The sequence below is a fragment of the Atlanticothrix silvestris CENA357 genome, from assembly GCF_016056295.1.
Taxonomy (GTDB): Bacteria; Cyanobacteriota; Cyanobacteriia; order Cyanobacteriales; family Nostocaceae; genus Atlanticothrix; species Atlanticothrix silvestris.
This window is the reverse complement of sequence record NZ_JAECZB010000071.1, coordinates 42060-64236: the sequence shown is the minus strand read 5'-3', so window position 1 is coordinate 64236 and position 22177 is coordinate 42060. Positions and strand designations below refer to the sequence as shown.

Annotated in this window: 22 protein-coding genes; 11 read left to right on the top strand and 11 right to left on the bottom strand. The window is 42.2% G+C overall.

Annotated elements, in window-relative coordinates; translation table 11 throughout:
* Positions 1–85 precede the first annotated feature (85 nt).
* On the top strand, positions 86–412 hold the full coding sequence (locus I8751_RS18705; RefSeq protein WP_214440625.1) for an antibiotic biosynthesis monooxygenase: 327 nt from the start codon (positions 86–88) through the stop codon (positions 410–412).
* Positions 413–759: 347 nt separating this feature from the next.
* On the opposite strand, the gene rsmH is transcribed toward I8751_RS18705, so the two are convergent.
* Entirely contained in the window at positions 760–1635 is an 876-nt protein-coding gene (rsmH, locus tag I8751_RS18700; protein WP_214440624.1) for a 16S rRNA (cytosine(1402)-N(4))-methyltransferase RsmH, read from the bottom strand.
* A gap of 358 nt (positions 1636–1993) precedes the next feature.
* On the opposite strand from rsmH, the gene I8751_RS18695 reads away from it, so the two are divergent.
* The 9 genes from I8751_RS18695 (at position 1994) to I8751_RS18655 (ending at position 11126) form a co-directional block, all read left to right on the top strand.
* Positions 1994–3178, top strand: a complete 1185-nt coding sequence (locus I8751_RS18695) for an NAD(P)H-quinone oxidoreductase subunit H (RefSeq protein WP_214440623.1) — start codon at positions 1994–1996, stop codon at positions 3176–3178.
* Positions 3179–3811: 633 nt separating this feature from the next.
* On the top strand, positions 3812–4351 hold the full coding sequence (locus I8751_RS18690) for a GAF domain-containing protein (protein WP_214440622.1): 540 nt from the start codon (positions 3812–3814) through the stop codon (positions 4349–4351).
* Between the two features lie 16 nt (positions 4352–4367).
* Positions 4368–5546: a class I SAM-dependent methyltransferase gene (locus I8751_RS18685; RefSeq protein WP_214440621.1), complete on the top strand. Its 1179-nt coding sequence runs from the start codon at positions 4368–4370 to the stop codon at positions 5544–5546.
* A 342-nt stretch (positions 5547–5888) separates the two neighbouring features.
* Positions 5889–6767 carry an NAD(P)-dependent oxidoreductase gene (locus I8751_RS18680; protein WP_214440620.1) on the top strand — a complete coding sequence of 293 codons (879 nt, stop codon included), beginning with the start codon at positions 5889–5891 and terminating at the stop codon, positions 6765–6767.
* 110 nt (positions 6768–6877) lie between these two features.
* Positions 6878–7081 carry a type II toxin-antitoxin system HicB family antitoxin gene (locus tag I8751_RS18675; protein ID WP_214440619.1) on the top strand — a complete coding sequence of 68 codons (204 nt, stop codon included), beginning with the start codon at positions 6878–6880 and terminating at the stop codon, positions 7079–7081.
* A gap of 240 nt (positions 7082–7321) precedes the next feature.
* The gene (locus I8751_RS18670; RefSeq protein WP_214440618.1) at positions 7322–8572 is read left to right on the top strand and encodes a ribulose bisphosphate carboxylase small subunit; all 1251 of its coding nucleotides are present in this window, start codon (positions 7322–7324) and stop codon (positions 8570–8572) included.
* 103 nt (positions 8573–8675) lie between these two features.
* A complete protein-coding gene (locus I8751_RS18665) occupies positions 8676–8843 on the top strand; it encodes a hypothetical protein (protein ID WP_214440617.1) in 168 nt (55 codons plus the stop codon).
* Positions 8844–9066: 223 nt separating this feature from the next.
* Positions 9067–9999 (top strand): LysR family transcriptional regulator, encoded by a 933-nt coding sequence (locus tag I8751_RS18660; protein ID WP_214440616.1) that lies wholly within the window; start codon positions 9067–9069, stop codon positions 9997–9999.
* Between the two features lie 56 nt (positions 10000–10055).
* Positions 10056–11126 carry an anthranilate phosphoribosyltransferase family protein gene (locus tag I8751_RS18655; RefSeq protein WP_214440615.1) on the top strand — a complete coding sequence of 357 codons (1071 nt, stop codon included), beginning with the start codon at positions 10056–10058 and terminating at the stop codon, positions 11124–11126.
* A gap of 232 nt (positions 11127–11358) precedes the next feature.
* Here the strand turns inward: I8751_RS18655 and I8751_RS18650 are convergent, their stop codons facing one another.
* The 8 genes from I8751_RS18650 to I8751_RS18615 form a co-directional block, all read right to left on the bottom strand.
* Positions 11359–11634, bottom strand: coding sequence for a BrnA antitoxin family protein (locus I8751_RS18650; RefSeq protein WP_214440614.1), 276 nt, complete (start codon positions 11632–11634; stop codon positions 11359–11361).
* Positions 11635–11751: 117 nt separating this feature from the next.
* Entirely contained in the window at positions 11752–12441 is a 690-nt protein-coding gene (locus I8751_RS18645; RefSeq protein ID WP_214440613.1) for an SDR family NAD(P)-dependent oxidoreductase, read from the bottom strand.
* A 231-nt stretch (positions 12442–12672) separates the two neighbouring features.
* Positions 12673–13572 carry an MBL fold metallo-hydrolase gene (locus I8751_RS18640; RefSeq protein ID WP_214440612.1) on the bottom strand — a complete coding sequence of 300 codons (900 nt, stop codon included), beginning with the start codon at positions 13570–13572 and terminating at the stop codon, positions 12673–12675.
* A gap of 174 nt (positions 13573–13746) precedes the next feature.
* Entirely contained in the window at positions 13747–14175 is a 429-nt protein-coding gene (gene panD, locus I8751_RS18635; protein WP_214440611.1) for an aspartate 1-decarboxylase, read from the bottom strand.
* A gap of 99 nt (positions 14176–14274) precedes the next feature.
* A complete protein-coding gene (locus I8751_RS18630; protein ID WP_214440610.1) occupies positions 14275–14787 on the bottom strand; it encodes an inorganic diphosphatase in 513 nt (170 codons plus the stop codon).
* A 341-nt stretch (positions 14788–15128) separates the two neighbouring features.
* The gene (locus tag I8751_RS18625; RefSeq protein ID WP_214440609.1) at positions 15129–15317 is read right to left on the bottom strand and encodes a hypothetical protein; all 189 of its coding nucleotides are present in this window, start codon (positions 15315–15317) and stop codon (positions 15129–15131) included.
* A 1090-nt stretch (positions 15318–16407) separates the two neighbouring features.
* Positions 16408–17385, bottom strand: a complete 978-nt coding sequence (locus tag I8751_RS18620; protein ID WP_214440608.1) for a DUF362 domain-containing protein — start codon at positions 17383–17385, stop codon at positions 16408–16410.
* A 72-nt stretch (positions 17386–17457) separates the two neighbouring features.
* Entirely contained in the window at positions 17458–18894 is a 1437-nt protein-coding gene (locus I8751_RS18615; RefSeq protein WP_214440607.1) for an aspartate ammonia-lyase, read from the bottom strand.
* A gap of 95 nt (positions 18895–18989) precedes the next feature.
* On the opposite strand from I8751_RS18615, the gene pgsA reads away from it, so the two are divergent.
* A complete protein-coding gene (pgsA, locus tag I8751_RS18610) occupies positions 18990–19517 on the top strand; it encodes a CDP-diacylglycerol--glycerol-3-phosphate 3-phosphatidyltransferase (RefSeq protein WP_214440606.1) in 528 nt (175 codons plus the stop codon).
* Between the two features lie 105 nt (positions 19518–19622).
* On the opposite strand, the gene I8751_RS18605 is transcribed toward pgsA, so the two are convergent.
* Positions 19623–21965, bottom strand: a complete 2343-nt coding sequence (locus I8751_RS18605) for a glycoside hydrolase family 31 protein (RefSeq protein ID WP_214440605.1) — start codon at positions 21963–21965, stop codon at positions 19623–19625.
* A partial coding sequence (locus I8751_RS18600; RefSeq protein ID WP_214440604.1) for a hypothetical protein occupies positions 21931–22177 on the bottom strand: 247 nt, incomplete at its 5' end. The genes I8751_RS18600 and I8751_RS18605, both read right to left, overlap by 35 nt.

Sequence of the window (22177 nt, the reverse complement as noted above, 5' to 3'; positions counted from 1 at the left end):
TCAAAATTAAAACTAAAACCAATTAATGCACTAATACTATTAGTAGTAGCGCCTGATAATATACTTGAATACGGAGTCAAAAACAATGGATTTTCAAGATTTTCTCAGACATAAATTCGCTCATGTTGCGATTGGAGAATTCAAACCGGGTAAGTTTGAAACAGCAAAAAAGCTTTATGAAGAAGCTGTATTAACTTATACCAATGGCTTTAAAGGCGCATATCTGCTACAAGAACCAGGAACTGATAAAGGTATATCGGTCATTTTTTGGGAAAGTGTAGAAGAAATGACAGCCAATCAAAACGAGGCATATCAAAGTATCTTGAAAAAGATGATGCCCTTGTTTACTGAGCCACCAGAGACTGTGGTATATGAACTAGTTTGTGAAATTAAACCAATAGAAGAATCATAAAAAATTAGTTGCTAGTTAGTGCCAAGTCTTAACTCTGCGATCATCAAAGAATTAATTCTCGATACAGCACTTTGTGTAACGGTTTGGTACAGTAGTTAAAAATATAAAGGTAAAAAATCAGATTAAACCCTACTCAGTAGATCTGCGGGAGAAAATTATTAGCGTTTACGAAGCGAGAAATACATCTATTCGCAAAGTAGCAGAAAGATTCAATTGCGAATTGCGAATTGCGAATTGCGAATTGTTCGGTCATCGGTTTCCATACCCCTAAAATGCGCCAATTATCGGGATTTGCTGTGGAATAAATTCTAGACTAAATTCACTCAAAACTTAACCAAATTGCTTTCTTACTCGATTTTCTCTGCTATTCTGAGTTTGGCAGAGCGCGATCGCGGGTTATGAGCAATTTCCTCTTCTTGTGCAGTGATTGGCTTTTTGGTCAAGACTTTCATTAAAGGTAAATTTCGTAAACCATGCTTGACAATGCGGTCTTCTAGGCTGTGAAAACTGATGATGGCAATTCTGCCACCTGGAACTAGAGCGTTTGTGGCTTGATCCAAGAAGGTTTCTAAGGCTTTTAACTCGTCGTTGACGGCAATTCGTAATGCTTGAAAAACACGTGTAGCAGGGTGAATCCTGCCATAACGGTATTTTGGGGGAACAGCATAAGTGATCGCCTCTGCTAGTTCTGTAGTGGTGTGAAACGGACGTTTTTCTACAATCCGCCTCGCAATCCGTCTTGATAATCGTTCTTCACCGTATTTAAAGAAAATTTCTGCTAATTCTGCTTCATCCCAATCATTGATCACATCGGCTGCCGTGAGCGATCGCCCCCGATCCATTCGCATATCCAAATTTGCTGTGTGGCGAAAGCTAAAACCCCGTTCTGGCTGGTCTAAATGGTAAGAACTCACTCCTAAATCAGCGAGGATGCCGTCAAAAGTGTTAGGAGTAAATTTATATTTCGCAAAATTGCTGTAGTTAAATTGTACCCGTTCTCCATACTCAGCTAAGTGCTGCTGTGCCGCTGCTAAAGCATCCTCATCTTGGTCAACCGCCATCAGCCGCACATTTGCAGCAGCTTCTAAGATCAGGCGACTATGACCACCGCCGCCTACTGTTGCATCTAAATAATATCCGCCGGGACGCACTGCCAAACCCTCAATGACTTCCCCGCTTAAGACTGGCACATGAAAAAATTCCTGTGCCTCAATTCCTTGCATATCTAGCTTCCATATAATAGTTGAAGAAGTGAAACAAAATGAAACATCAAATAAAATCCCTTTGCTGCCACCCCCTCTCCAACATACTCCTGTAAGGGCAATACATGTAGGGCTGTTTCCCGAAAAATATTGTCCTTAAAAACCTGATTTTGGCAGACACTATAAAAAAGAGGGGTAAAGGTTAAAGGTTAAAGGAATGAATTAGGTCGCAACCCCACTTGATGGCAGTTGCTACAAGTCGGAAAATCTGTCCACCATTTCACTCGCTTTTTCCCCTTTCCCCTTCTTCATAAATTGGGTCTGGTTGGCATCTACGCGGTTCAAGTCAAAATTTTCACAATTGGAGAACACGGAATTTATGGCAAGACTAGAAACCCGCACTGAACCTATGGTGCTGAATATGGGGCCACACCATCCCTCAATGCACGGGGTTCTGCGGCTAATTGTTACTTTAGATGGCGAAGATGTCATTGATTGTGAACCGGTCATCGGCTACCTCCACCGGGGAATGGAAAAAATCGCCGAGAATCGCACTAATGTTATGTATGTCCCCTACGTTAGTCGCTGGGACTATGCAGCGGGAATGTTCAACGAAGCTGTCACTGTCAACGCCCCAGAAAAATTGGCAGGTGTAGCTGTCCCTAAACGCGCCAGCTACATCCGCGTGATCATGCTGGAATTGAACCGCATCGCTAATCACTTGCTGTGGTTTGGCCCATTCCTGGCTGATGTGGGCGCTCAAACTCCCTTCTTCTACCAGTTCCGGGAACGGGAGATGATTTACGATTTGTGGGAAGCCGCCACAGGCTACCGGATGGTGAACAACAACTATTTCCGCGTTGGTGGCGTGGCTGCTGATTTGCCTTATGGTTGGGTAGATAAGTGTTTAGACTTTTGCGACTACTTGTTGCCTAAAATTGATGAATACGAACGTTTGGTTACTAATAACCCGATTTTCCGGCGGCGTATTGAAGGCATTGGCACTATTACTCGCGAACAAGCGATTAACTGGGGATTGTCTGGGCCAATGTTACGCGCCTCTGGGGTGAAATGGGATCTACGGAAAGTAGACCATTATGAATGCTACGACGATTTTGACTGGGATGTGCATTGGGAAACCGCTGGTGATTGCTTTGCCCGTTATGTGGTGCGGATGCGAGAAATGCGCGAATCTGTCAAAATTATTCGCCAAGCCATCAAAGGGCTACCTGGAGGCCCCTACGAAAACCTGGAAGCCAAGCGCCTAGCTGCTGGTAAAAAATCAGAGTGGGATGGATTTGATTATCAGTACATTGGTAAGAAAGTTTCGCCTACCTTTAAGATGCCCAAAGGTGAAATCTACTCCCGTGTCGAAAGCGGTAAAGGTGAACTAGGAATTTATCTAGTTGGCGATGATAACGTCTTCCCTTGGCGGTGGAAAATTCGCCCGGCGGATTTCAACAATCTCCAGATTGTCCCTGAATTACTGCGGGGGATGAAAGTTGCGGATATTGTAGTGATTCTCGGCAGCGTTGACGTGATTATGGGGTCTGTGGATAGGTAGAAAATATCGGCGTTGCTGAATTGCGGTATAAATCCAGATGTAGAGATGTTGCAATGCAACGTCTCTACAAGAATTTTAATATCATGCAGAATCATTTTCATACATGAAATCAGCAACGCCAAAATATCTATCTAATGTAATACCATTTCAGGAAAAATCTTATACAGATGTAAACCCTGAAAACTTTGCTGCATCTAAGTTCTTTAATTGCGAATTGCGTTAGAGTTTTTGAGACGCGATAAATCGCCGTCTCTACAAGTGTTTTGGTCTTATCTGAACTATATTTACTAATGATTTTCTGTAACTCTGAATACAAACTGACTTGTGATTTGATGAAACCTTGCAGATTAGATCGCAATAAATAATTTATGCTATAAAAAACTCAAGATACATATTATCTATAAAATTCTAATATTTTTAACACTAAATTTATAATTTGGTATCCTCTCTAGTACAGATTAATTAAAACTTGCAACTTATTAAGAATTTATTTAAAATTTACCAAGAGGTTGGATAGTATTGTGTTTTGTTAAAATTGAATTGCTGCTATCAATACAAAAATGTATTTAAATAAAGTGTAATAAATTACTATATAAATCCGGCAGCATTTACCTAGTCGTAAAATTTAAAACTGTGCAAATTCATCCCCACTCAGAATTTGATCCAAGCCCGAATGGACGTACTGAACAGGGTTTACAAAGAGTCCTTAATAGCCTGATAAAAAAAATGCACCGGGATGCATTAATTCGCCAAACAACGAATCAACTAAGAGAGTCGCTTCAAGTTGATCGCGTGGTTTTATATTACTTTTACTGGCAATGGCAAGGACAGGTAACTTTTGAATCTTTAAGTGATGATAAATTTTCTATATTAGGTTCAACTGGTGCAGATAATTGTTTTAATGATGAGTATGCTGCTTTATACTTGGCTGGACGAGTCAGAGCGATCGCTGATATTGAATTAGAAGCAATTCATCCATGTCATCGAGATTTTCTCCGTAGTATCCAGGTTCGTGCTAATTTGGCTGTACCAATTTTGATACCCAAAGGATTATGGGGATTACTAGTAGCTCATCACTGTCAAACCCCTTGTTCTTGGTCACAATCAGATGTAGAACTGATGCAAACAGCAGCACAAACTTTGGCAACAGATTCTAATATTTTAGAAAGTTAAACTTTAAAATTTTTAAATGGATTCCAATCCCGCGCTGTGTGCAGCCATAACTAATCGCATTGCAGTCAGTCCTCAAAGGCGAATTACTTTTGCTGAATACATGGACATGGCGCTATATCACCCTGAACACGGCTACTATTCCAGCAATGCAGTCAAAATTGGGTTTAAAAGTGGTGATTTTTTCACTTCTTCTAATCTCGGCGCTGATTTTGGCGAATTACTGGCGGCACAATTTGTCCAAATGTGGGAGATTTTAGGGCAACCTGTACCCTTTTTTCTGGTAGAAATGGGAGCAGGACAAGGACTGCTGGCGTTGCATATCCTCGAATGTATTAAACTGCACCACCCAAATTTTTTAGCAGCGCTGGAGTATTTAATTGTGGAGAAATCCCCAGCATTAAGGCAAGAACAGCAGCAGCGTTTACAAGGTTTTTCTGTACGTTGGTACAATTTAGAGGAAATACCAACTAATTCAATTACTGGCTGCTTTTTTTCTAATGAATTAGTAGATGCGTTACCAGTGCATCAATTCATCTTAGAAGCGGGGAAACTGCAAGAAGTTTATGTGACAACCCAAGAAGTATTTTCTGCTTCTGTTCCCAGGATTGTGGAAGTCACAGGGGAACCATCTACACCGCAATTAACACAATATTTGGATCTAGTGGGCGTTGATTTGTCGCAAAGTGTTTATGCAGATGGCTATCGTAGTGAAATTAATTTAGCTGCTGTTGATTGGTTGGGTATAGTAGCAGACCGCTTGCACAGAGGGTATGTGCTAACAATTGATTATGGCTACCCTGCCAGTCGTTATTATAATCCCAGGCGATCGCAAGGAACGCTACAGTGCTATTATCAGCATCGTTACCACAACAACCCCTATATCAACATTGGTCAGCAAGACATCACCGCCCATGTTGATTTTACAGCTTTAGAGCGATCGGGTAAGGGGTATGATTTAGAAAAAGTCGGGTTTACGCAACAGGGTTTATTTTTGATGGCTTTGGGTTTGGGCGATCGCATCGCTGCCATCTCGCATCAAAAACTACCCATCTCCGATTTACTGCGACGACGGGAATCACTACACCAACTGTTAGACCCTATGGGATTGGGCGGTTTTGGAGTCCTAGTTCAAAGCAAAGGACTTAATGAAAAAGAAAATTCTCAATTGCTGAAAGGATTAACTGTGCCAGAGTAAAGGTAAGTGTGAAAAGTTAAAAGTATATTTAACAATGCTGTATCTATCTGATATGGATTAGCATGACATTGATTACTGTGCAGTTAAAGACACTAGGAAAGTAATAATTATGACAGCTCACGAACTTTTATTACTAGTTACACTACTTACCCCTGGTATTTTACTTTCAGTTGTGATTATGGCGACTTTTGCCGCAGGTGGTTAATCGCTAGAGTTAAAGAGTGAGAAGTTGAGATTTTTTAGTCTAAAAGATCTCAACTTCCTGAGCAACTAACAATCAAAGAATGGAAACGCGATGTCTAAGATGGACTTCGCCTACGCTGTACCAAAGGAACTTGAACAATGAAGGTGGCATTTCTGGGAACTGGACTCATGGGACTACCAATGGCCCAAAGATTGTTAGCGGCCAATATAGAGGTAGTTGCTTACAACCGCACCCCAGAAAAATTAGCACCACTGCAAGCAGCTGGCGCGGAAGTTGTCACACATCCCCGCCATGCAATTCGTGCTGCTGATTGCATTATTTTAATGCTCACTAATGCTGCTGCAATTTATCATGTTTTGCTTTCAGATACTTCTTGGCGAACTTTAGAAGGGCGCACAATTATTCAAATGGGAACCATTACTCCCACAGAAAGCCAAGACATTAGAGACGCAGTAGTTGGTGGTGGTGGTGAGTATATAGAAGCGCCTGTACTGGGTAGCATTCCAGAAGCCAAAACTGGCAAACTAATTGTGATGGTGGGTGCTGAACTAGAACAATATCAACGCCATTTAGAATTACTACAAAATTTTGACTCAGAACCTTTACTTGTAGGGCCAGTAGGAACTGCTGCTGCACTAAAATTAGCTCTTAATCAACTTATTGGTTCTCTCACAACTAGCTTTGCTCTCAGTCTGGCTTTTATTCAGCGTCAGGGAGTTGATATAGATTTGTTTATGCAAGTCCTGCGTGATAGTTCATTGTATGCGCCTACATTTGACAAAAAACTGCAACGGATGCTGGATGGCAATTACACCAATCCTAATTTTCCGACAAAACATTTGCTCAAAGATACAGATTTATTTATTACAGAAGCGAAATCTCTTGGTTTAGATCTCAGTAGTATTGAAGCTATACGGCAAATTCTTCATACAGCGATGAAAGTGTCATTTGGAAATGATGATTATTCATCACTATTTTCTGTGATTAACGACTGGGGAGATTCAAGCGGGGAGTAGGGAGTGGGGAGAAAAATAGTTTTTTAGTTTTTTATACAGATGCTTCAAATTACAACTAATCTCAAAAATAGCTATAACTATCAAATAAATCCCCAGGAAGCATATTTACTATGAAGTGGCGAGTAATTCTAGAACCCGATCGAGAAACCGGAGAATGGGCTGCTTGGTGTCCCGAATTACTTGGTTGTACATCGGCTGGTGATACGGAAGAAGAAGCTTTAGAAAATATCCGTGAGGCAATTCAATTATATCTGGAAGCCGATCCAATTCAATTATCACCAGGAGCAATATCCCGCGAGGTTACTGTGGGATGACCAGTTTTAATTAAAAATTAAAGATTATAAATTAAAAATTAGAAGAAATAATAATTTTTAATTGACTTGATTGTGCGTATTATTAAGTAATAAAAGCTATTAGTTTAATTAAGATAAAGATGTAAATTTTTTATACCACAGTTAAGTAATAGTATGCTTTCTCTACCAAAAGATGAATAAACATTAGTAACCAAAAAAACTTAACATTGTTTTAAGCAGTGCTAGCTAATTAATAATTTCATGGGTTACTATATCGCTCCTCGCTTTTTAGACAAACTTGCTGTTCACATCACCAAAAACTTTTTAAATCTTCCTGGTGTGCGAGTCCCCTTGATTTTGGGGGTTCATGGGCGTAAAGGTGAGGGAAAATCTTTTCAATGTGAATTAGTCTTTGAGAGAATGGGTATCGAGGTCACTCACATATCTGGTGGTGAATTAGAAAGTCCAGATGCAGGAGACCCAGCACGTTTAATTCGTCTGCGCTATCGTGAGACTGCGGAACTCATCAAAGTGCGCGGCAAAATGTGTGTACTGATGATTAACGATTTAGATGCGGGTGCAGGACGCTTTGACGAAGGCACTCAATATACTGTAAACACGCAGTTGGTGAATGCCACACTGATGAATATTGCCGATAATCCTACAGATGTACAGTTACCTGGAAGCTACGACTCAACTCCTTTACATCGTGTACCGATTATTGTTACAGGCAATGATTTTTCCACCCTCTACGCCCCGTTAATTCGTGATGGTCGAATGGAAAAATTTTATTGGCAACCCGACCGAGATGACAAGGTGGGAATTGTTAAGGGGATTTTTGAACCAGATGGACTTCCACAACGGGAAATTGAACAGTTAGTTGATACTTTTGTCAATCAATCTGTTGACTTCTTTAGTGCTTTGCGATCGCGCATTTATGATGAGCAAATTCGTGACTTTATTCATCAAATAGGTTTTGAGCGCGTATCTTTGCGTGTAGTCAATAGCTTAGAAGGGCCACCAGCATTTAAAAAGCCAAATTTCAATCTATCTCACTTAATTGAGGCTGGTAAATTAATGGTTGGTGAACAACAACGGGTGGAAACTTCCCAATTAGTTGATGAATACAATCGTCTGAATCGAGGCAAAAATTCTCAACCAGCACCACCTACCGCCGCTGTAACACCAGCTAGTAAACCGTCAACTAATGGATCGCATAAACAAGAAGCTTCTAGTACCCACGTTACCCTAGAAACTCAAGAACAAATCCGGCAAATTTTAGCCCAAGGTCACAAAGTTACTTTTGAACATGTAGATGAGCGCCGCTTCCGCACAGGTTCATGGGCTAGTTGCGGTACTATTCATATCGATGCTGAGTCTGATGCTGTATCTACTTTAGAATCACATCTAGCTGAATATAGCGGCGAATATGTGCGCTTAGTCGGAATTGATCCCAAAGCCAAGCGGCGGATAGTCGAAACGATTATTCAGCGACCGAATGGGAAAAATTAGGAGCCGACATAACACTGCTTGATTGTATGTAGTACAGGTGGAGAAAAGGGGTTTGGGGCTAGGAAAGAAGCAGGAGAGCAGGGGAGCAGCAAGAGGGGAAAAGGTGAGCCAGCGCGGTCTTCTGCCAAAGGGAGAGGCTAGCGCCAAGGGGGTTTCCACGCCACTTGCTTTATGCCGGCGGCACTTCCTTCAAGTCGGCATAGCCGCCCAACGGAGTGCCTTGGGAACCCGTCCACCGCAGTGGCTCCCCATGAGCGACTGGCGATCTTAGCAGCATTAGCGACGCAGGAGCGTCACCCTGAAGGGGTTAAAGGGTAAAGGATGAAAAAACCAACTCTTTAACCCTGCCCCTTATCCTCAAAGGGGGCCCCACCTTCCCCTTTCCCCATGCCCAATTTCCAATTTCCAAAAAACTTGTATCAAACTCTACCAAATTATGTTGATAAAACCGTTAACTTAATGAAAGCCATAAATGTAATTCAGGCTACATAAACATGCGACTAGAGCAGTTGCAAGCCTTCCTCGCGATCGCTGACACTGGCAGCTTTCAACAAGCAGCCCAAAAATGTAATGTTACCCAATCGACCATTAGTCGCCAAATCCAATCATTAGAAGCCGATGTGGGGGTAGAACTTTTTCATCGAACTAATCATGCCAAATTGACACTGGGGGGTGAGCGTTTGCTACCTCGTGCCCGCAAAATTTGTCAAGAGTGGGAAACTGCTACACAAGAATTAACAGATTTAATCGCCGGCAAGCAGCCAGAACTATGCATTGCCGCGATTCACTCGTTATGTGCTTCTTACCTACCACCAGTGTTGCAAACATTTTGTCGTGATTATCCAGATGTGCAATTACGAATTACATCCTTGGGTAGCGATCGCGCCTTAAAAGTCCTCAAAGATGGATTGGTGGATTTGGCAATTGTAATGAATAATCGCTTTTTAACCACTAGCAGAGAGATGGTGGTAGAAGTTCTCTATGATGAACCGATAGAAGTCCTAACAGCAGCCAATCATCCCCTAGCCCAATATGAACGTATTCCTTGGTCGGAATTAGTTCGTTACCCGCAAGTGGTCTTTAAAGATGGTTATGGGATGCAACGCTTAGTACAAGATAAATTTGAACGGCTGGAAGCTACACTGCAAGCAGCTTTAGAAGTCAATACCCTAGATGCTTTTAGGGGAGTGGTGCGTCAAGGCGAACTAGTGGCCTTGCTACCTCATTCAGCATTGATGGAAGCACTTCATGATCCCACTTTGGCAGTTCGTCCCCTAGCTACTGCGCCTGATAATTCTAGCTTGACTCGTCGGGTAGTTATGGTGACAACTCAAGACCGTCTTCAGATTCCTCCTATTCAGCACTTTTGGCAACTTGTAAAGGAAAATATTCCACCGCAATTTCAGCAGCAGCGATCGGCTTCGTAAAGTATGATTAATCAAAATTCCACAGTCAATATTTGGACTGTTGACTATTGATTTTTATGAGCAATGTATTTAGGGAATTGCTAAAAAAAGTAGGTAGTGGAAACCACACAGGAGAAAATTTAACTCGTGCTGAAGCAGCCACCGCTACTAAAATGATGCTGCTGGGTGAAGCAACTCCAGCCCAAATCGGGGCATTTTTGATTGCTCACCGCATCAAACGTCCCACAGGGGAAGAGTTAGCCGGAATGTTGGATGCCTATGATGACCTAGGGCCAAAACTGCAACCAATTTCTTCTGAGCGTCCAGTGATAGTTTTGGGTATACCTTATGATGGCAGAACACGCACTGCACCAATTGCTCCAGTCACGGCTTTACTTCTAGCCGCCGCTGGACAACCAGTGATAATGCATGGTGGCGATCGCCTACCGACAAAGTACGGTTTACCCTTGGTAGAAGTTTGGCAAGGATTAGGTGTTGATTGGACTGCTTTGCCACTGGCAAAAACTCAGCAGATATTTGAGCAAACAGGAATTGGCTTTGTTTATACACCTAAGCATTTTCCTTTAACTCAAGCTATTTGGGAGTACCGCGACCAACTTGGCAAGCGTCCACCTTTAGCAACGATGGAACTAATTTGGTGTCCTTATGCTGGGGATGCTCATGTTATTCCTGGGTTTGTCCATCCACCCACAGAAGCTATGTTCCAAGTCGCTTTGGGGCTACTAGGAGTAACAAAATTTACCTTAGTGAAGGGATTAGAAGGGAGTGGCGATTTACCCCGCGATCGCACTGCGATTATTGCTTTATCTAAAGCACCACCAGAGATAGAAAGGTTGCTTCTCTCACCCCATGATTACGGCTTTATTACTAAGAATGTACCCCTAGGAACTACTGAAGAACTACTGACGCAAATCCAGGGAGTTTTAAGTGGTAAACCCAGTGAATTATTGCAAACAGCCTTGTGGAATGGTGGTTTTTATCTTTGGCGCAGTGGTATTTGTTTGGATATGCGATCGGGTATAGCTAAAGCAGGAGAATTATTAACTAGTGGTGCGGTAAATCAAAAACTCCAAGAACTCAGACAAGTAGTAAACTCTTCGGCCGATACAGTGTTTCAGCAAGTGTAAGTCGTAACATCAATATAATGTGAGGTGTGAAAGTGTATCTCAATTAATCATGCAATCATAATTAATTCACAGAATGCTACGCCCCCACCTAAAAGGATTGAGGTCTAACGTTCCGGTTGAGGTTGAGCGTCTGTAACCAACCTTTACATCCCCACTGAAGGCTGTACAGTCCGATCCAACCGATTGTAATTTTGCCGCAAGTTGGCATAACACACAATACAAGCAAGGCGGACTATTGACGCGCTTCCATATAAGCTCGTAACAACTGATTAATCTGCGTTTGATAGCCCCGTCCTTGAGACTTAAACCACTCTAATACATCGCTATCGATGCGGAGGGTAACTTGAGCCTTGGCTTTTGTAACAGGTAAACCCCGTCGCACTACTGCTTTAGCAAACATTTCTGGTGTAATCTCCGGACAGTCTGATAAATCAATATCTTCATCCTTCATAGCATCCAATCGCTGCCAATCAGTTTGAGAGTTGCTCGAAGTAGATTCGTTGTTCATATTTCGTTGCTTTTCTTGCAGAAATAATACGGGTACAAAGCTACTGTCCCAACTGAGGATCTTACGCCATAATGCTACATTCAGCCGCTTGTCCACTGCAACGCTTGGTTAGAGCGTTTATCGCTGATGTAAATTCAGATCTTGAACATCAACATCTGACGATAAACTCAAAATCCACTCGATACTGGATATAATGTCGGACAGCGGAATTGGAGTTTGCGGAGGAAACCGCCCTTCTTTAATGTCCAGCATTACCTCGTCAGTTGCAACATTTCCGGGGTTAATGACTGTAAATCCAATCTTTTTATCCCGAAATGCTAGCCTTAGCGACTGCACTGCTCCTCTCAAGCCAAACTTGGATGCGGTATTTGCAACCTCAGCCGAAGCACAGTTATCCAACCCGGAAACCGAGCCAATATATATCGCCCTGGGATTTTTCCCCTTTACCAAGTTTTCTGATAGCTTCCTAGTAATTTCAATTGGCGCGATCATGTTCACACTGATCACAAATCTGGTTTCTTGGTCTGAGCTTTTAAGAAAATCATAGTCATCAGTAAATGCACCGCCTTCCCATACTCCGCCCATAAACAATAGCGCGTCAACACTCTCAGTTCCAATACCTTCTTTAACAGCTGCGATGCCATTAGGATTTGAAACATCTGCCTTTATCCACGTTCCTGCGGCCGGTGTGCTTCTGGAAACTGAAAAAATCTCGTGTCCTCTACTCGAAAAGTGCTTGGCAACAGCGGCACCGATTCCACGGCTTGCACCAATTACTACAAGTCTTTTCTTCTCTTCTTGATTCATTCCGTAAACTCCATAGCTGAATCGGCTCACCGATGAAATATAACTATTTTATACAGAATTACAATTATATTTTTCGGTACAAATCAGCGATGCTCTTTTGGATCTGCTACGTGATCGCTATTTCCAGGCCACCGAAATTATAGTCACAATTTTTCATTAAATTATACTCGAATAGCACTTAATTTCCCTGTTCAATGCCGAGTCATGCAGAATTTTACTAAATTTGCTTGGCTAAACAACCGATAATATCAAACCTTCACAGGCTAGTAAGGCTTTAGGAAAGACAGATTGCACTTCAATTTGAACCTTGTCAAGAAAATCATCCTCGTCGTCTGGGTGGTGATGAGAGATAACTAACCGCTGCACGCCAGCACTCTGAGCTAAATCCACAGCAGTTTGCCAGTGCAAATCCCCAGATTCATGTTTGTGGGACGTTGGGGGAATGTAGGTAGCATTAGCAATTAACAAATCAACGCCTTGAATCATTTCTAAAATGCTTTCTCTTTCTACCTCATCGATATTTTTGTGTAAATCTGTAATATATGCAACGCTATATTCTTGCCAAGTGACACGATAGCCAACTGAGCGCTGAGTTTGATTGATCAATGCTGTGGTAATCGTGATCTCATCTAACTTCACTTCATGACCCGGAGTTAAATTGTAGAACTGCAATTGTGATTGCATCACCTGCAACGGATAAGGAAAGTGCGGCTGGAGCATCTGATCATACAAGCATTGTTTAATCGAAGCACTATTAGAAGCAGCGATCCCATAAATGTGGAAACAATTTTCGGCAACAAATGCAGGCGCAAAAAAGGGAAAACCTTGAATGCGATTTGATTGGGAGTTAGTAAAGAATAGATGGGCTTCTAGTGGCTTTTCTAGTTGCTGCCAGGTTTTACCCAGTATGCGTAAACCAGTACCTCCATCAAAAATCAAGTGTTTGTTGGCTATATGCATTTCTACACAGGCAGTATTACCACCATAGCGGTTGGCAATACTACCTGGGGTAGGAATCAAGCCCCGTACACCCCAAAATTGCACTAGAAAATTATCCGCTGGACTACTTAGCGGAGTAATTGGCTTTTCTGTTACGTAGCTCTGGGAACCTGACAGCTCTAAATTTGACATTTTCTTTGAAATTAGACCTTACCGAAGAAGGGAAAAGGGTAAAGGGGAAGGGGTAAAGGAAGCAAGAAAAAGCTTTTCCCACAAGGTATAAACAATAGGCATCAATGGATAAATTATTTCGCCATGCTACTTGTTCTTTGTTGGAAAACAACAAGATCGCAGTGGCTCCTGCTTTTAAGTATGGGGTTCCTTTTCCCTTTTTCCCCTTCCCCCTTTCCCATCTTTTTCATTGAGCAGGTCATCGTAGTGTCGCACTTCCAAAGGTCGGTTGTTTTCGTCCACAATGACTACTGTGGGAGAGTAACTTTTTAACTCTTCCGGAGTGAACTGCCCGTAAGCCATTATAATCAAGCGATCGCCCATAATGCCTAGACGTGCCGCAGCTCCATTTAGCTCAATGACTCCCGAATGAGCTGGAGCCGGGATCGCATAAGTAATAAACCGTTCACCATTGGCATTATTCACTACTTGCACTTGCTCATAAGGTAAGATGCCAGCTTTATCTAACAAGATTTGATCAATACTAATACTACCCACATAATTAATATTCGCCCCCGTGAGGGTGCAGTTGTGAATCTTTGCCAAAAGAAGAGTGCGCTGCATTTGGTTTTGGGGTAATCAACAGTTAATAGTTAGGAGTTGAAAGTTAAGAGCTAAAAATAAAAATCTGTAACTCATAACTTCTAACTCCTCACTCTCTCATTATGCTTTAAAGGCTTTGATGGACTTTTCTACTAAGACCTTGACCTGCTCAACCTCTTGCCAGCCACGAATTTCAGTTACTTTTTTTTCCAAATTTTTATAACTACGGAAAAATTCAGCAATTTCGTCTAAGCGGTGTGGTGCTAGGTCTTTCAGAGATTTTACTTGAGCGTAACGTGGATCTTTGTCAGGAACACAAAGAATTTTTTCGTCGCGATCGCCACCGTCAATCATCTCTAGAAAGCCGATTGGTCGTGCAGCTATAACACAGCCTGGAAAGGTTGGCTCGTCAATAATGACCATACCATCTAAGGGATCGCCATCATCAGCCAACGTGTTAGGCACAAACCCATAATCGTACGGGTATTGTACCGAAGAATAAAGTACACGATCTACGGCGAAAGCTTGCAGATCCTTGTCATACTCATATTTATTTTTACTCCCGCCTGGGATTTCAATCAAAACGTTGATTATACCTGGTTTGGGTTGGGCAGGAATACGGGATAAGTCCACAAAAAAATCCTCAGCTAACAGTGAATAGTGGGCGCACTCAGTTTGGCTCCCCGTGTAGAATTTTAGGGCCAAGGTGGACTTCTTCCCAAGGTATTCGCGTAAAAGACCTTCAACCTTCGAGTAAGTGTGAATTGAAATAAACAACAAAAAAGCGCTGCAAGGTTTTTTAGCAACGCTTTTTTGTTAAATATTTCGGTGGATAATTCCTCAGCTATAAGAGGGAATTATGCTCATAAGTTAAGTCTTGGAACCAGGAGGGAAGTTGCACAGATTTAGCTCAAAATGTTGTTTCTCCTTTTTTGGAGCTAGCTTGCTGGTGAAATGTAGTTTTCAACTATTGTTTATTTTCCACCTTTGGGCAATCTGTAGGTTAGGGATGGCTGATTGTATGGAGCATTGCTTGAAGAATAGTGGGCAATGACAAACACTGGTAACGTCAAAGTTAGTAGAGCGATCGCTGTTCCCACAACGTCTGCCAAACGATGGGAATATGTAGAGGCAGGGTTGGCAGACTGGCTATTTGAATTCATACAAAATTGAAATTTGTCACAATCACTTGTAGGTTTACTCTCCAGAAGAGAGTGTTGATGCTATTCTAGCTATTTTTTGACTATCAACTATGTTGCAGTCAAGAATATAAACCAGTTTGACAAGTGTCATAATAGCAGTTTTTACTAGATAGTCTTGATACAAAGTTACGGTTAAACATTTCGGATTTGACCAGGTGACTAATATGTTACGATTCCTTGCTGAAATGCATAATCTTTAAGTTAAGCAAAGATTAAGAAACAGCAGTAGAAATTACATTTTTTCATCTGAGCATAAATCAATTACTAACCGATATCAGGGTAATTTGGTTTTATTATAACATCTTAAAATCCTTTTTGTAAGCTAGTTTTAGCGATCTAGGTTGTTCCTAATACCTGAGATACATGCCGAAAATTTACTGAAAGATACCAGTTTTTTTGAACAATGTAGCAGGAGTTACACTAAAAATATTAGGAATCAATAAGCACTGGCCAACCATGATTTTTGCAACCATAAACTTGCATCTATAAATACAGAGAGGTTAACGAGATGCAATACTATTTATTCAGTGATAGCACTAAAAAATACTTCAAAATCCAAATTATTAGGCTTTAGTGTTATTACTTTCTTTTTGTCAATCTACATATAGGTAGAGTATATTTGCTTTGACTAAAGAAGTTTGATGCAAAAAAAACAAAATAAAAATTTAACAAAAAATTAACTAATGGAAAACCGCCACTATATAGGGGCGGTCTAGAGAAGCAATCGGAGGGTACTTATAACTTATTCTGCTGATTTTAACGTGAGTTCGACAAGTCTTATTTGACCTCTCCCCCAACTCCTCTCCGACACGGAGAGGGGAGCAAAAAGCTAAATTTTTCGTTGCTCCTACCTTTCCGTTTCGGAGAGGGAGAGGTTCATCGAACTCACGTTGATTTTAAGATTTTTGTAGCAGAGTTTGCACTCATTACCAATTGTAATTTCAACACAAATTACTGTTTATTTCTCTAAAATCCGGCAACACATTCAAATTCCGAAACCCGTATCAGAACTGGCTTTCTTAATTACGAATTACGAATTACGAATTACGAATTACGAATTGGTATTACCATAAGCACTCATGGGTTCTTTGAGAAAACGGATATAAAGATGTTTAAACGTGGATTTAATCACACGGGGCATTGCAAAATCAATTGGCATTAACTTGTCTGGTAATAACCAATCTTCTATTTGGAGTAAGTCAGGAGATAAGTTAGGAAATTCAATAGCAGTCAGTTCTGGACAAACCCCAAGGCGTTGGGAAGCTGCAACAGTAGGGACTTGATGGGGTGGAACTTGAAGAATTTCTAGCATTGCTCTATCTAAGGCAAATACGTTTGCTGCTGCTGCCAGAACACCCAAAGAACGAGGTTCACCGCCACTAGGCCCGTTACCTTCATGACCAATGATGCCGTCTAAAATAGTCAAGTTTGGGTTAATTGCCTTGGCAGTTTCTACTAACATTTCACCAAATCGGTTGGCATCTTTGCCGGCTTCCATGTGCCACCAAGCTTTCATTTTGCCGGGAACGCAACCAAACAAATTTTTTACCCCTAATGTTAAAGTCAACTGTACATGGGATTTGACTTTAGGCAGGTTAATCACTACATCTGCTTCCATAGCTTCTTTGCATAGCAGCAAGTGGTTAAAATCTTCATTTACAGTTTGGTAACGTTTGCCGTGAAACTCGATAATCGGCAGATTTAGTTCTTGTAGAAGAGGCTGATAACCATTTGCTAAGGCTACCCCCTTAGCACTCCCAAAAGCTGGACTATCTCCCAAAAATGGCTGGCCACCAGCTTCAATGACCATCTGAGCAACTTCATAAACCAATTCGGGGCGGGTAGTACACTCTTTAGTAGGACGTGAACCTGTGAGTAGATTAGGTTTGAGCAAGACGCGATCGCCTTTTTTCACAAATCCAGCTATCCCCCCGAAAGGTTCTAGCAGTGTGACTAAAGATTCCCGCAAAGCATCTCGTTCGTAGGAAGTGGCCCTGATTAAACTGACAGATGGGTTTTGAGTCTGCATGGATAATAAGTTACGGATAGTGAAGATAGGAGAAAGTAAAATTTCTTTCTTCTTCTATCTTCCTATTATGTTTTAATCCACTGTTCCCGATTCTGCCATGAGGGGTAAGATACCACTCATCTGTTCTAGATTTAACACAGTGGCTAATTCCGCCTCACTCATGAGTCCACGTTCTAGAACAACCTGGCGTAAGGATTTACCAGTTTCTAAAGATTCTTTGGCCACAGCGGCGGCGTTGAGATAACCAATGTGAGTATTAAGTGCAGTTACCAAAGCTAAACTGCCTTCAGCATAAGCTAAACACCGTTCTCGGTTGGCGGTAATTCCTTTAATGCAACGTTCTGTAAGGGCGGCGGTGGTATTACCCAAAATTTCGATACTGTGAATCAAGTTATAGGCAATCAGTGGCATCATTACATTTAGTTCTAATTGTCCTGCTTGGGCGGCAAGAGCGATCGCACTGTCATAACCCATTACCTGAAAACACACCATTGATGTCATCTCTGCCATCACCGGGTTATATTTCCCTGGCATAATCGAAGAACCTGGTTGTACTGGTGGTAGTTGAATTTCTTTCAAACCAGTTTTGGGGCCAGAGTCCATTAAACGCAAATCATGAGAAATTTTCACTAAGTCCTGTGCCAAGTTGCGTAAAGCCCCGGAAACGTTGACGAAAGGGGCCATACTCTGCATAGCTGCCATAAGATGGGGTGCAGGTTCTAAGGGAGATGCAATTAATTCTGAAATTACTTCTACTACACGGGCGCGATATCGGGGATGAGTATTCATTCCAGTACCCGCTGCACTACCTCCCAAACCCAGCACCATCAAATCTCCAGAGGCTGTATAAATGCGGTTTTGGTGTTCTGATAAGATTTGCGCCCAAGCCCGAAAATTCTCACCCAAGCGTACAGGTACAGCGTCTTGCAAATGAGTTCTGCCAGATTTAACAATATCTTGAAATTCTGCGGCTTTGTTTTCTAAAGCTGCGATCGCTTCTGACAAAGCTGGGTGTAATGTCTGAGAAAGTGCCAATAAGCCACCAATGCGAATTGCTGTAGGAATTACATCATTAGTAGACTGCCCATAGTTAACATGGTCATTAGGGCTAACGCGTTTGTAGTTGCCTTTTTCGTCACCCAGCAGTTCTAAAGCCCGATTTGCTAAAACTTCGTTGACATTCATGTGGTGTGAAGTCCCAGCACCAGCTTGGTAGACATCGACGACAAATTGATCACGTAATTTTCCAGCCAAAATTTCATCAGCTGCTTGCACAATTGCTTGACTAATATCTTGGGGAATGCAATTCAAGTCCCCATTCACAATTGCTGTAGCTTTTTTGATGATTAAGCAAGCATCTACGTAAGTGGGTAAGGGCTTAATACCACTAATGGGGAAGTTTTCTGTTGCCCGCAGGGTTTGGATACCGTAATAAGCGCTACTAGGAATTTGGCGATCGCCCATTGAATCGCGTTCGATGCGGAATTGAGAATTTGTTTGTTGCGTCATAGAATTGGGTTTTAGATCTTCTCAAGAAACAGATCATCCCACGGTGTGATAAGAATAGTCTCACGCAAAGGCGCAAAGGCGCAAAGTTTTTGCAAATGACTTTACCAAATTGGATTACTTTCTCTCGCTTACTCGGTGTACCGTTTCTGCTTTACGGTTTGTACAACCCTACATCGCAGGCCAGATGGGTGTGTTTGGCGATTTTTCTGGTGGCTGCGTTGACTGATTGGTTAGACGGTTATTTAGCACGGAAACTGAATCAAGTTAGTGACTTAGGCAAATTTCTTGATCCCTTGGTAGATAAATTTTTGGTACTCGCACCGTTAATGGTGTTGATTGAATTAGGGCGAGTTCCGGCTTGGGGAGTGTTTTTGATTTTAGCGCGGGAGTTAGCGATCGCTGGTTGGCGGGTGAATCAAACAACGATTACAGGGGCAAATATTTGGGGAAAACTCAAAACGGTTAGTCAAATAATTGCGATCGCCCTTTTAATTGCACCTCTACCAGAAGTCTGGCAAACTTTAGCTGTAACTGCTTTTTGGATTTCCGTTGCTCTAACTTTAATATCTGGAGGCATTTATCTTTTGCCACCAAAAGTGAGTACAGTTGAATCTGGAAAATAAACCTCTCTTCTCTTTCCTCTGTGTTCTCAGCGCCTCTGTGGTTCGTTTACTTCTGGGAAATTCTTAAACACAGGCAAATCCGCTATAGATAGCAATGACAGCCTACTAAATTGAGAAAGTTAATTGACGTGCAGTCCCATCATCAACAAAACTCTGCTCTCCAACTCCTACTAATTCCACAATGATTTCACGCGTTGCAGGTGAAAAGTCACCTTCCCTTGCTCCAATTTCCACGATAGTTTGCTGTCCTGTTGAGTTAACGCGGTAAGTTGTTGTGCAAAAAGCTCCCGTTTTGTACTCAAAGCTATGACCATCATCTTCATACAAGGTAAACTCGCCTGTACCCATCCAAATCCGCAACCTCATTTGGTCTAAAGGACGTTCATCTACATATTGCATTACGGGTGCCATTGGAATAATTGAGCCAGCACGGACATACAATGGCATTCGTTCAAGGGGTGCATCAGCCAAGATGTGAGTTGGGCCTGTAAAAGTCTTGCCACTCCACCAGTCATACCAGTCACCTTCAGGCAAGTATACGGCGCGGTGTTCAACACCTGGACGGTAAATTGGTGCTGCGAGTAATGAAGAACCAAGCATTACTTGGTCAGAAAGAGTAAAGGTCTTGGGATCGTTGGGGAAATGATAAAGTAAAGGACGCAGAATTGGTGAACCCGTGGTTGCAGCTGACCAAAAGAGAGTGTAAATGTACGGTAGTAGTTGGTAACGAAGTTCGATGTACTCGCGGCAAATTTTTTCAACGCGATCGCCAAACACCCAAGGTTCATGCTGGGCTGTAGTTAATGCTGAGTGTCCCCGCATCAAAGGGTAAAGTATTCCCACCTGCATCCAACGAGCAAATAGTTCAGCTGTAGCGTTACCTGCAAACCCCCCAATATCACTTCCTACGAAAGCCACGCCTGATAAACCCAAGTTACAAAGCATCGATAAAGACATTTCCAGGTGTTCCCACAGAGATTGATTGTCTCCTGTCCATACTGCTGACCAGCGCTGAATACCAGCGTATCCAGACCGTGTGAGAACAAAAGAGCGTTCTGTGGGACGAGATTTTTCAGTTCCTTGATAAGATGCTTGTGCCATCATTAGCCCATACAAATTATGAGTTTCTGCATGGGTAGTTCTTTCATCAGTTGGCCCCTGGGGAGCATCAAGGGGAAAGGAAATCTTGTTACCAGGGTCGCCGAATGGACGGTCATCAAGGGCGGGTTCATTCATGTCGTTCCAGATACCAGCAACACCGATGTCAGTTAAACTGCTTTGCCAACTTCCCCACCAATTTCTGACTTCAGGACGCAGGAAATCGGGAAAGACAGCTTTGTCAGGCCACACATAGCCATGAAATAGCTGACCATTCGTTTTGCGGATAAAATAGTCGTTTTTTAATCCTTCGTCAAAAACTTTGTAATCTGCTTCTGGCTCGTACTTGACCCCTGGATCGATAATTGTCGTTACTTTGAAACCATCTTGCTTCAGATTGTGTATTAATTTTTGAGGGTTAGCAAATCGCTTGGGACTCCAGGTAAAAACCCGGTAGCCGTTCATATAGTCAATATCGAAATGAATCACATCACAGGGAATACGGCGCTGACGAAATTCCTCTGCCAGTTCGCGGATAATATCTTGTGACTCATAACTCCAACGACACTGGTGATAACCTAGTGACCATCGCGGTGGTAAAGGCATCCTTCCGGTTAACTGGGTGTAAGTTTGCAGAATTTTTGCAGGTTCTGTCCCATAAATAATGTAATAATCTAGTTCACTTCCTTGAGTTTCCATCTGCCAAACTCCAGGTTGCTGTGCGCCCAGATCAAATCGGCTCCAAAAAGTCGTATTGAAGAACAGCCCATACCCCAATCCAGGACGCAAGGCGATAAAAAAAGGAATCGCCTGATACATACTATCGGTCGTGATACCGTAATCTAGGGCATCAGATGTCCAATTAGTTCTCACTTTTGATCGCTGATCGAGCAAGCCAGTAGGTTCACCAAAGCCATAAAAATGTTCATCAGTTTCAATTTTTTTCCATCCAGCAATAGCACCACTCCGCCACCCCATTCCTAAATCTGCATCTTGAGCAAAGGGTTTTCCTGTTGAGTCGAAGCACTGGATACGACAAGGATCACGAGATACGACAATACACAGTTGCTCGGTTGTAATTTCTATAGTTTCTGCTGTTTCTCGCACTTCAAACGGCACAGTAGGCCATTCTGCATCCGCCTGCGCCACAGCCCACGATCGCCTAGGTAAAAATTCCCCAGTTGGTGTCATCCGTACCCGAATTAAGTTCGGTGCTAACACAGTAATGCTCAAACAAGGGTCGCCACAGTTCAAAATAATACGGCGCTCATCTTGTTGTATTGCTTGTACCGCCCCCAAAATTGACCAAGGCGCTTCAGTTGTGTGTAGCTGTCCGAAATATTGCGGCATAACCCCTGATTGAAAGACAAGTATTTTCCCAATTGAGATTCACATAAACTAGTGACAAAAAGCTTGTATCTTTAGGTATAGGGTATTGGGCATTGGGCATTGGGGAAGAAGGTTTTAAATTTGTTGACTTGTTTCTGGTTGTCCCAGACTCATGGGTGAATATCAAAGACTCGTGAGCGAGTATCAAAGACTCACGGGCGAGTATTAAAAAC

Coding starts and splice junctions, on each gene's coding strand:
- I8751_RS18705 (WP_214440625.1), top strand. CDS start 86: ATGGATTTTCAAGATTTTCTCAGACATAAATTCGCTCATGTTGCGATT.
- rsmH (WP_214440624.1), bottom strand. CDS start 1,635: ATGCAAGGAATTGAGGCACAGGAATTTTTTCATGTGCCAGTCTTAAGC.
- I8751_RS18695 (WP_214440623.1), top strand. CDS start 1,994: ATGGCAAGACTAGAAACCCGCACTGAACCTATGGTGCTGAATATGGGG.
- I8751_RS18685 (WP_214440621.1), top strand. CDS start 4,368: ATGGATTCCAATCCCGCGCTGTGTGCAGCCATAACTAATCGCATTGCA.
- I8751_RS18680 (WP_214440620.1), top strand. CDS start 5,889: ATGAAGGTGGCATTTCTGGGAACTGGACTCATGGGACTACCAATGGCC.
- I8751_RS18675 (WP_214440619.1), top strand. CDS start 6,878: ATGAAGTGGCGAGTAATTCTAGAACCCGATCGAGAAACCGGAGAATGG.
- I8751_RS18670 (WP_214440618.1), top strand. CDS start 7,322: ATGGGTTACTATATCGCTCCTCGCTTTTTAGACAAACTTGCTGTTCAC.
- I8751_RS18660 (WP_214440616.1), top strand. CDS start 9,067: ATGCGACTAGAGCAGTTGCAAGCCTTCCTCGCGATCGCTGACACTGGC.
- I8751_RS18655 (WP_214440615.1), top strand. CDS start 10,056: ATGAGCAATGTATTTAGGGAATTGCTAAAAAAAGTAGGTAGTGGAAAC.
- I8751_RS18650 (WP_214440614.1), bottom strand. CDS start 11,634: ATGAACAACGAATCTACTTCGAGCAACTCTCAAACTGATTGGCAGCGA.
- I8751_RS18645 (WP_214440613.1), bottom strand. CDS start 12,441: ATGAATCAAGAAGAGAAGAAAAGACTTGTAGTAATTGGTGCAAGCCGT.
- I8751_RS18640 (WP_214440612.1), bottom strand. CDS start 13,572: ATGTCAAATTTAGAGCTGTCAGGTTCCCAGAGCTACGTAACAGAAAAG.
- panD (WP_214440611.1), bottom strand. CDS start 14,175: ATGCAGCGCACTCTTCTTTTGGCAAAGATTCACAACTGCACCCTCACG.
- I8751_RS18625 (WP_214440609.1), bottom strand. CDS start 15,317: ATGAATTCAAATAGCCAGTCTGCCAACCCTGCCTCTACATATTCCCAT.
- I8751_RS18620 (WP_214440608.1), bottom strand. CDS start 17,385: ATGCAGACTCAAAACCCATCTGTCAGTTTAATCAGGGCCACTTCCTAC.
- I8751_RS18615 (WP_214440607.1), bottom strand. CDS start 18,894: ATGACGCAACAAACAAATTCTCAATTCCGCATCGAACGCGATTCAATG.
- pgsA (WP_214440606.1), top strand. CDS start 18,990: ATGACTTTACCAAATTGGATTACTTTCTCTCGCTTACTCGGTGTACCG.
- I8751_RS18605 (WP_214440605.1), bottom strand. CDS start 21,965: ATGCCGCAATATTTCGGACAGCTACACACAACTGAAGCGCCTTGGTCA.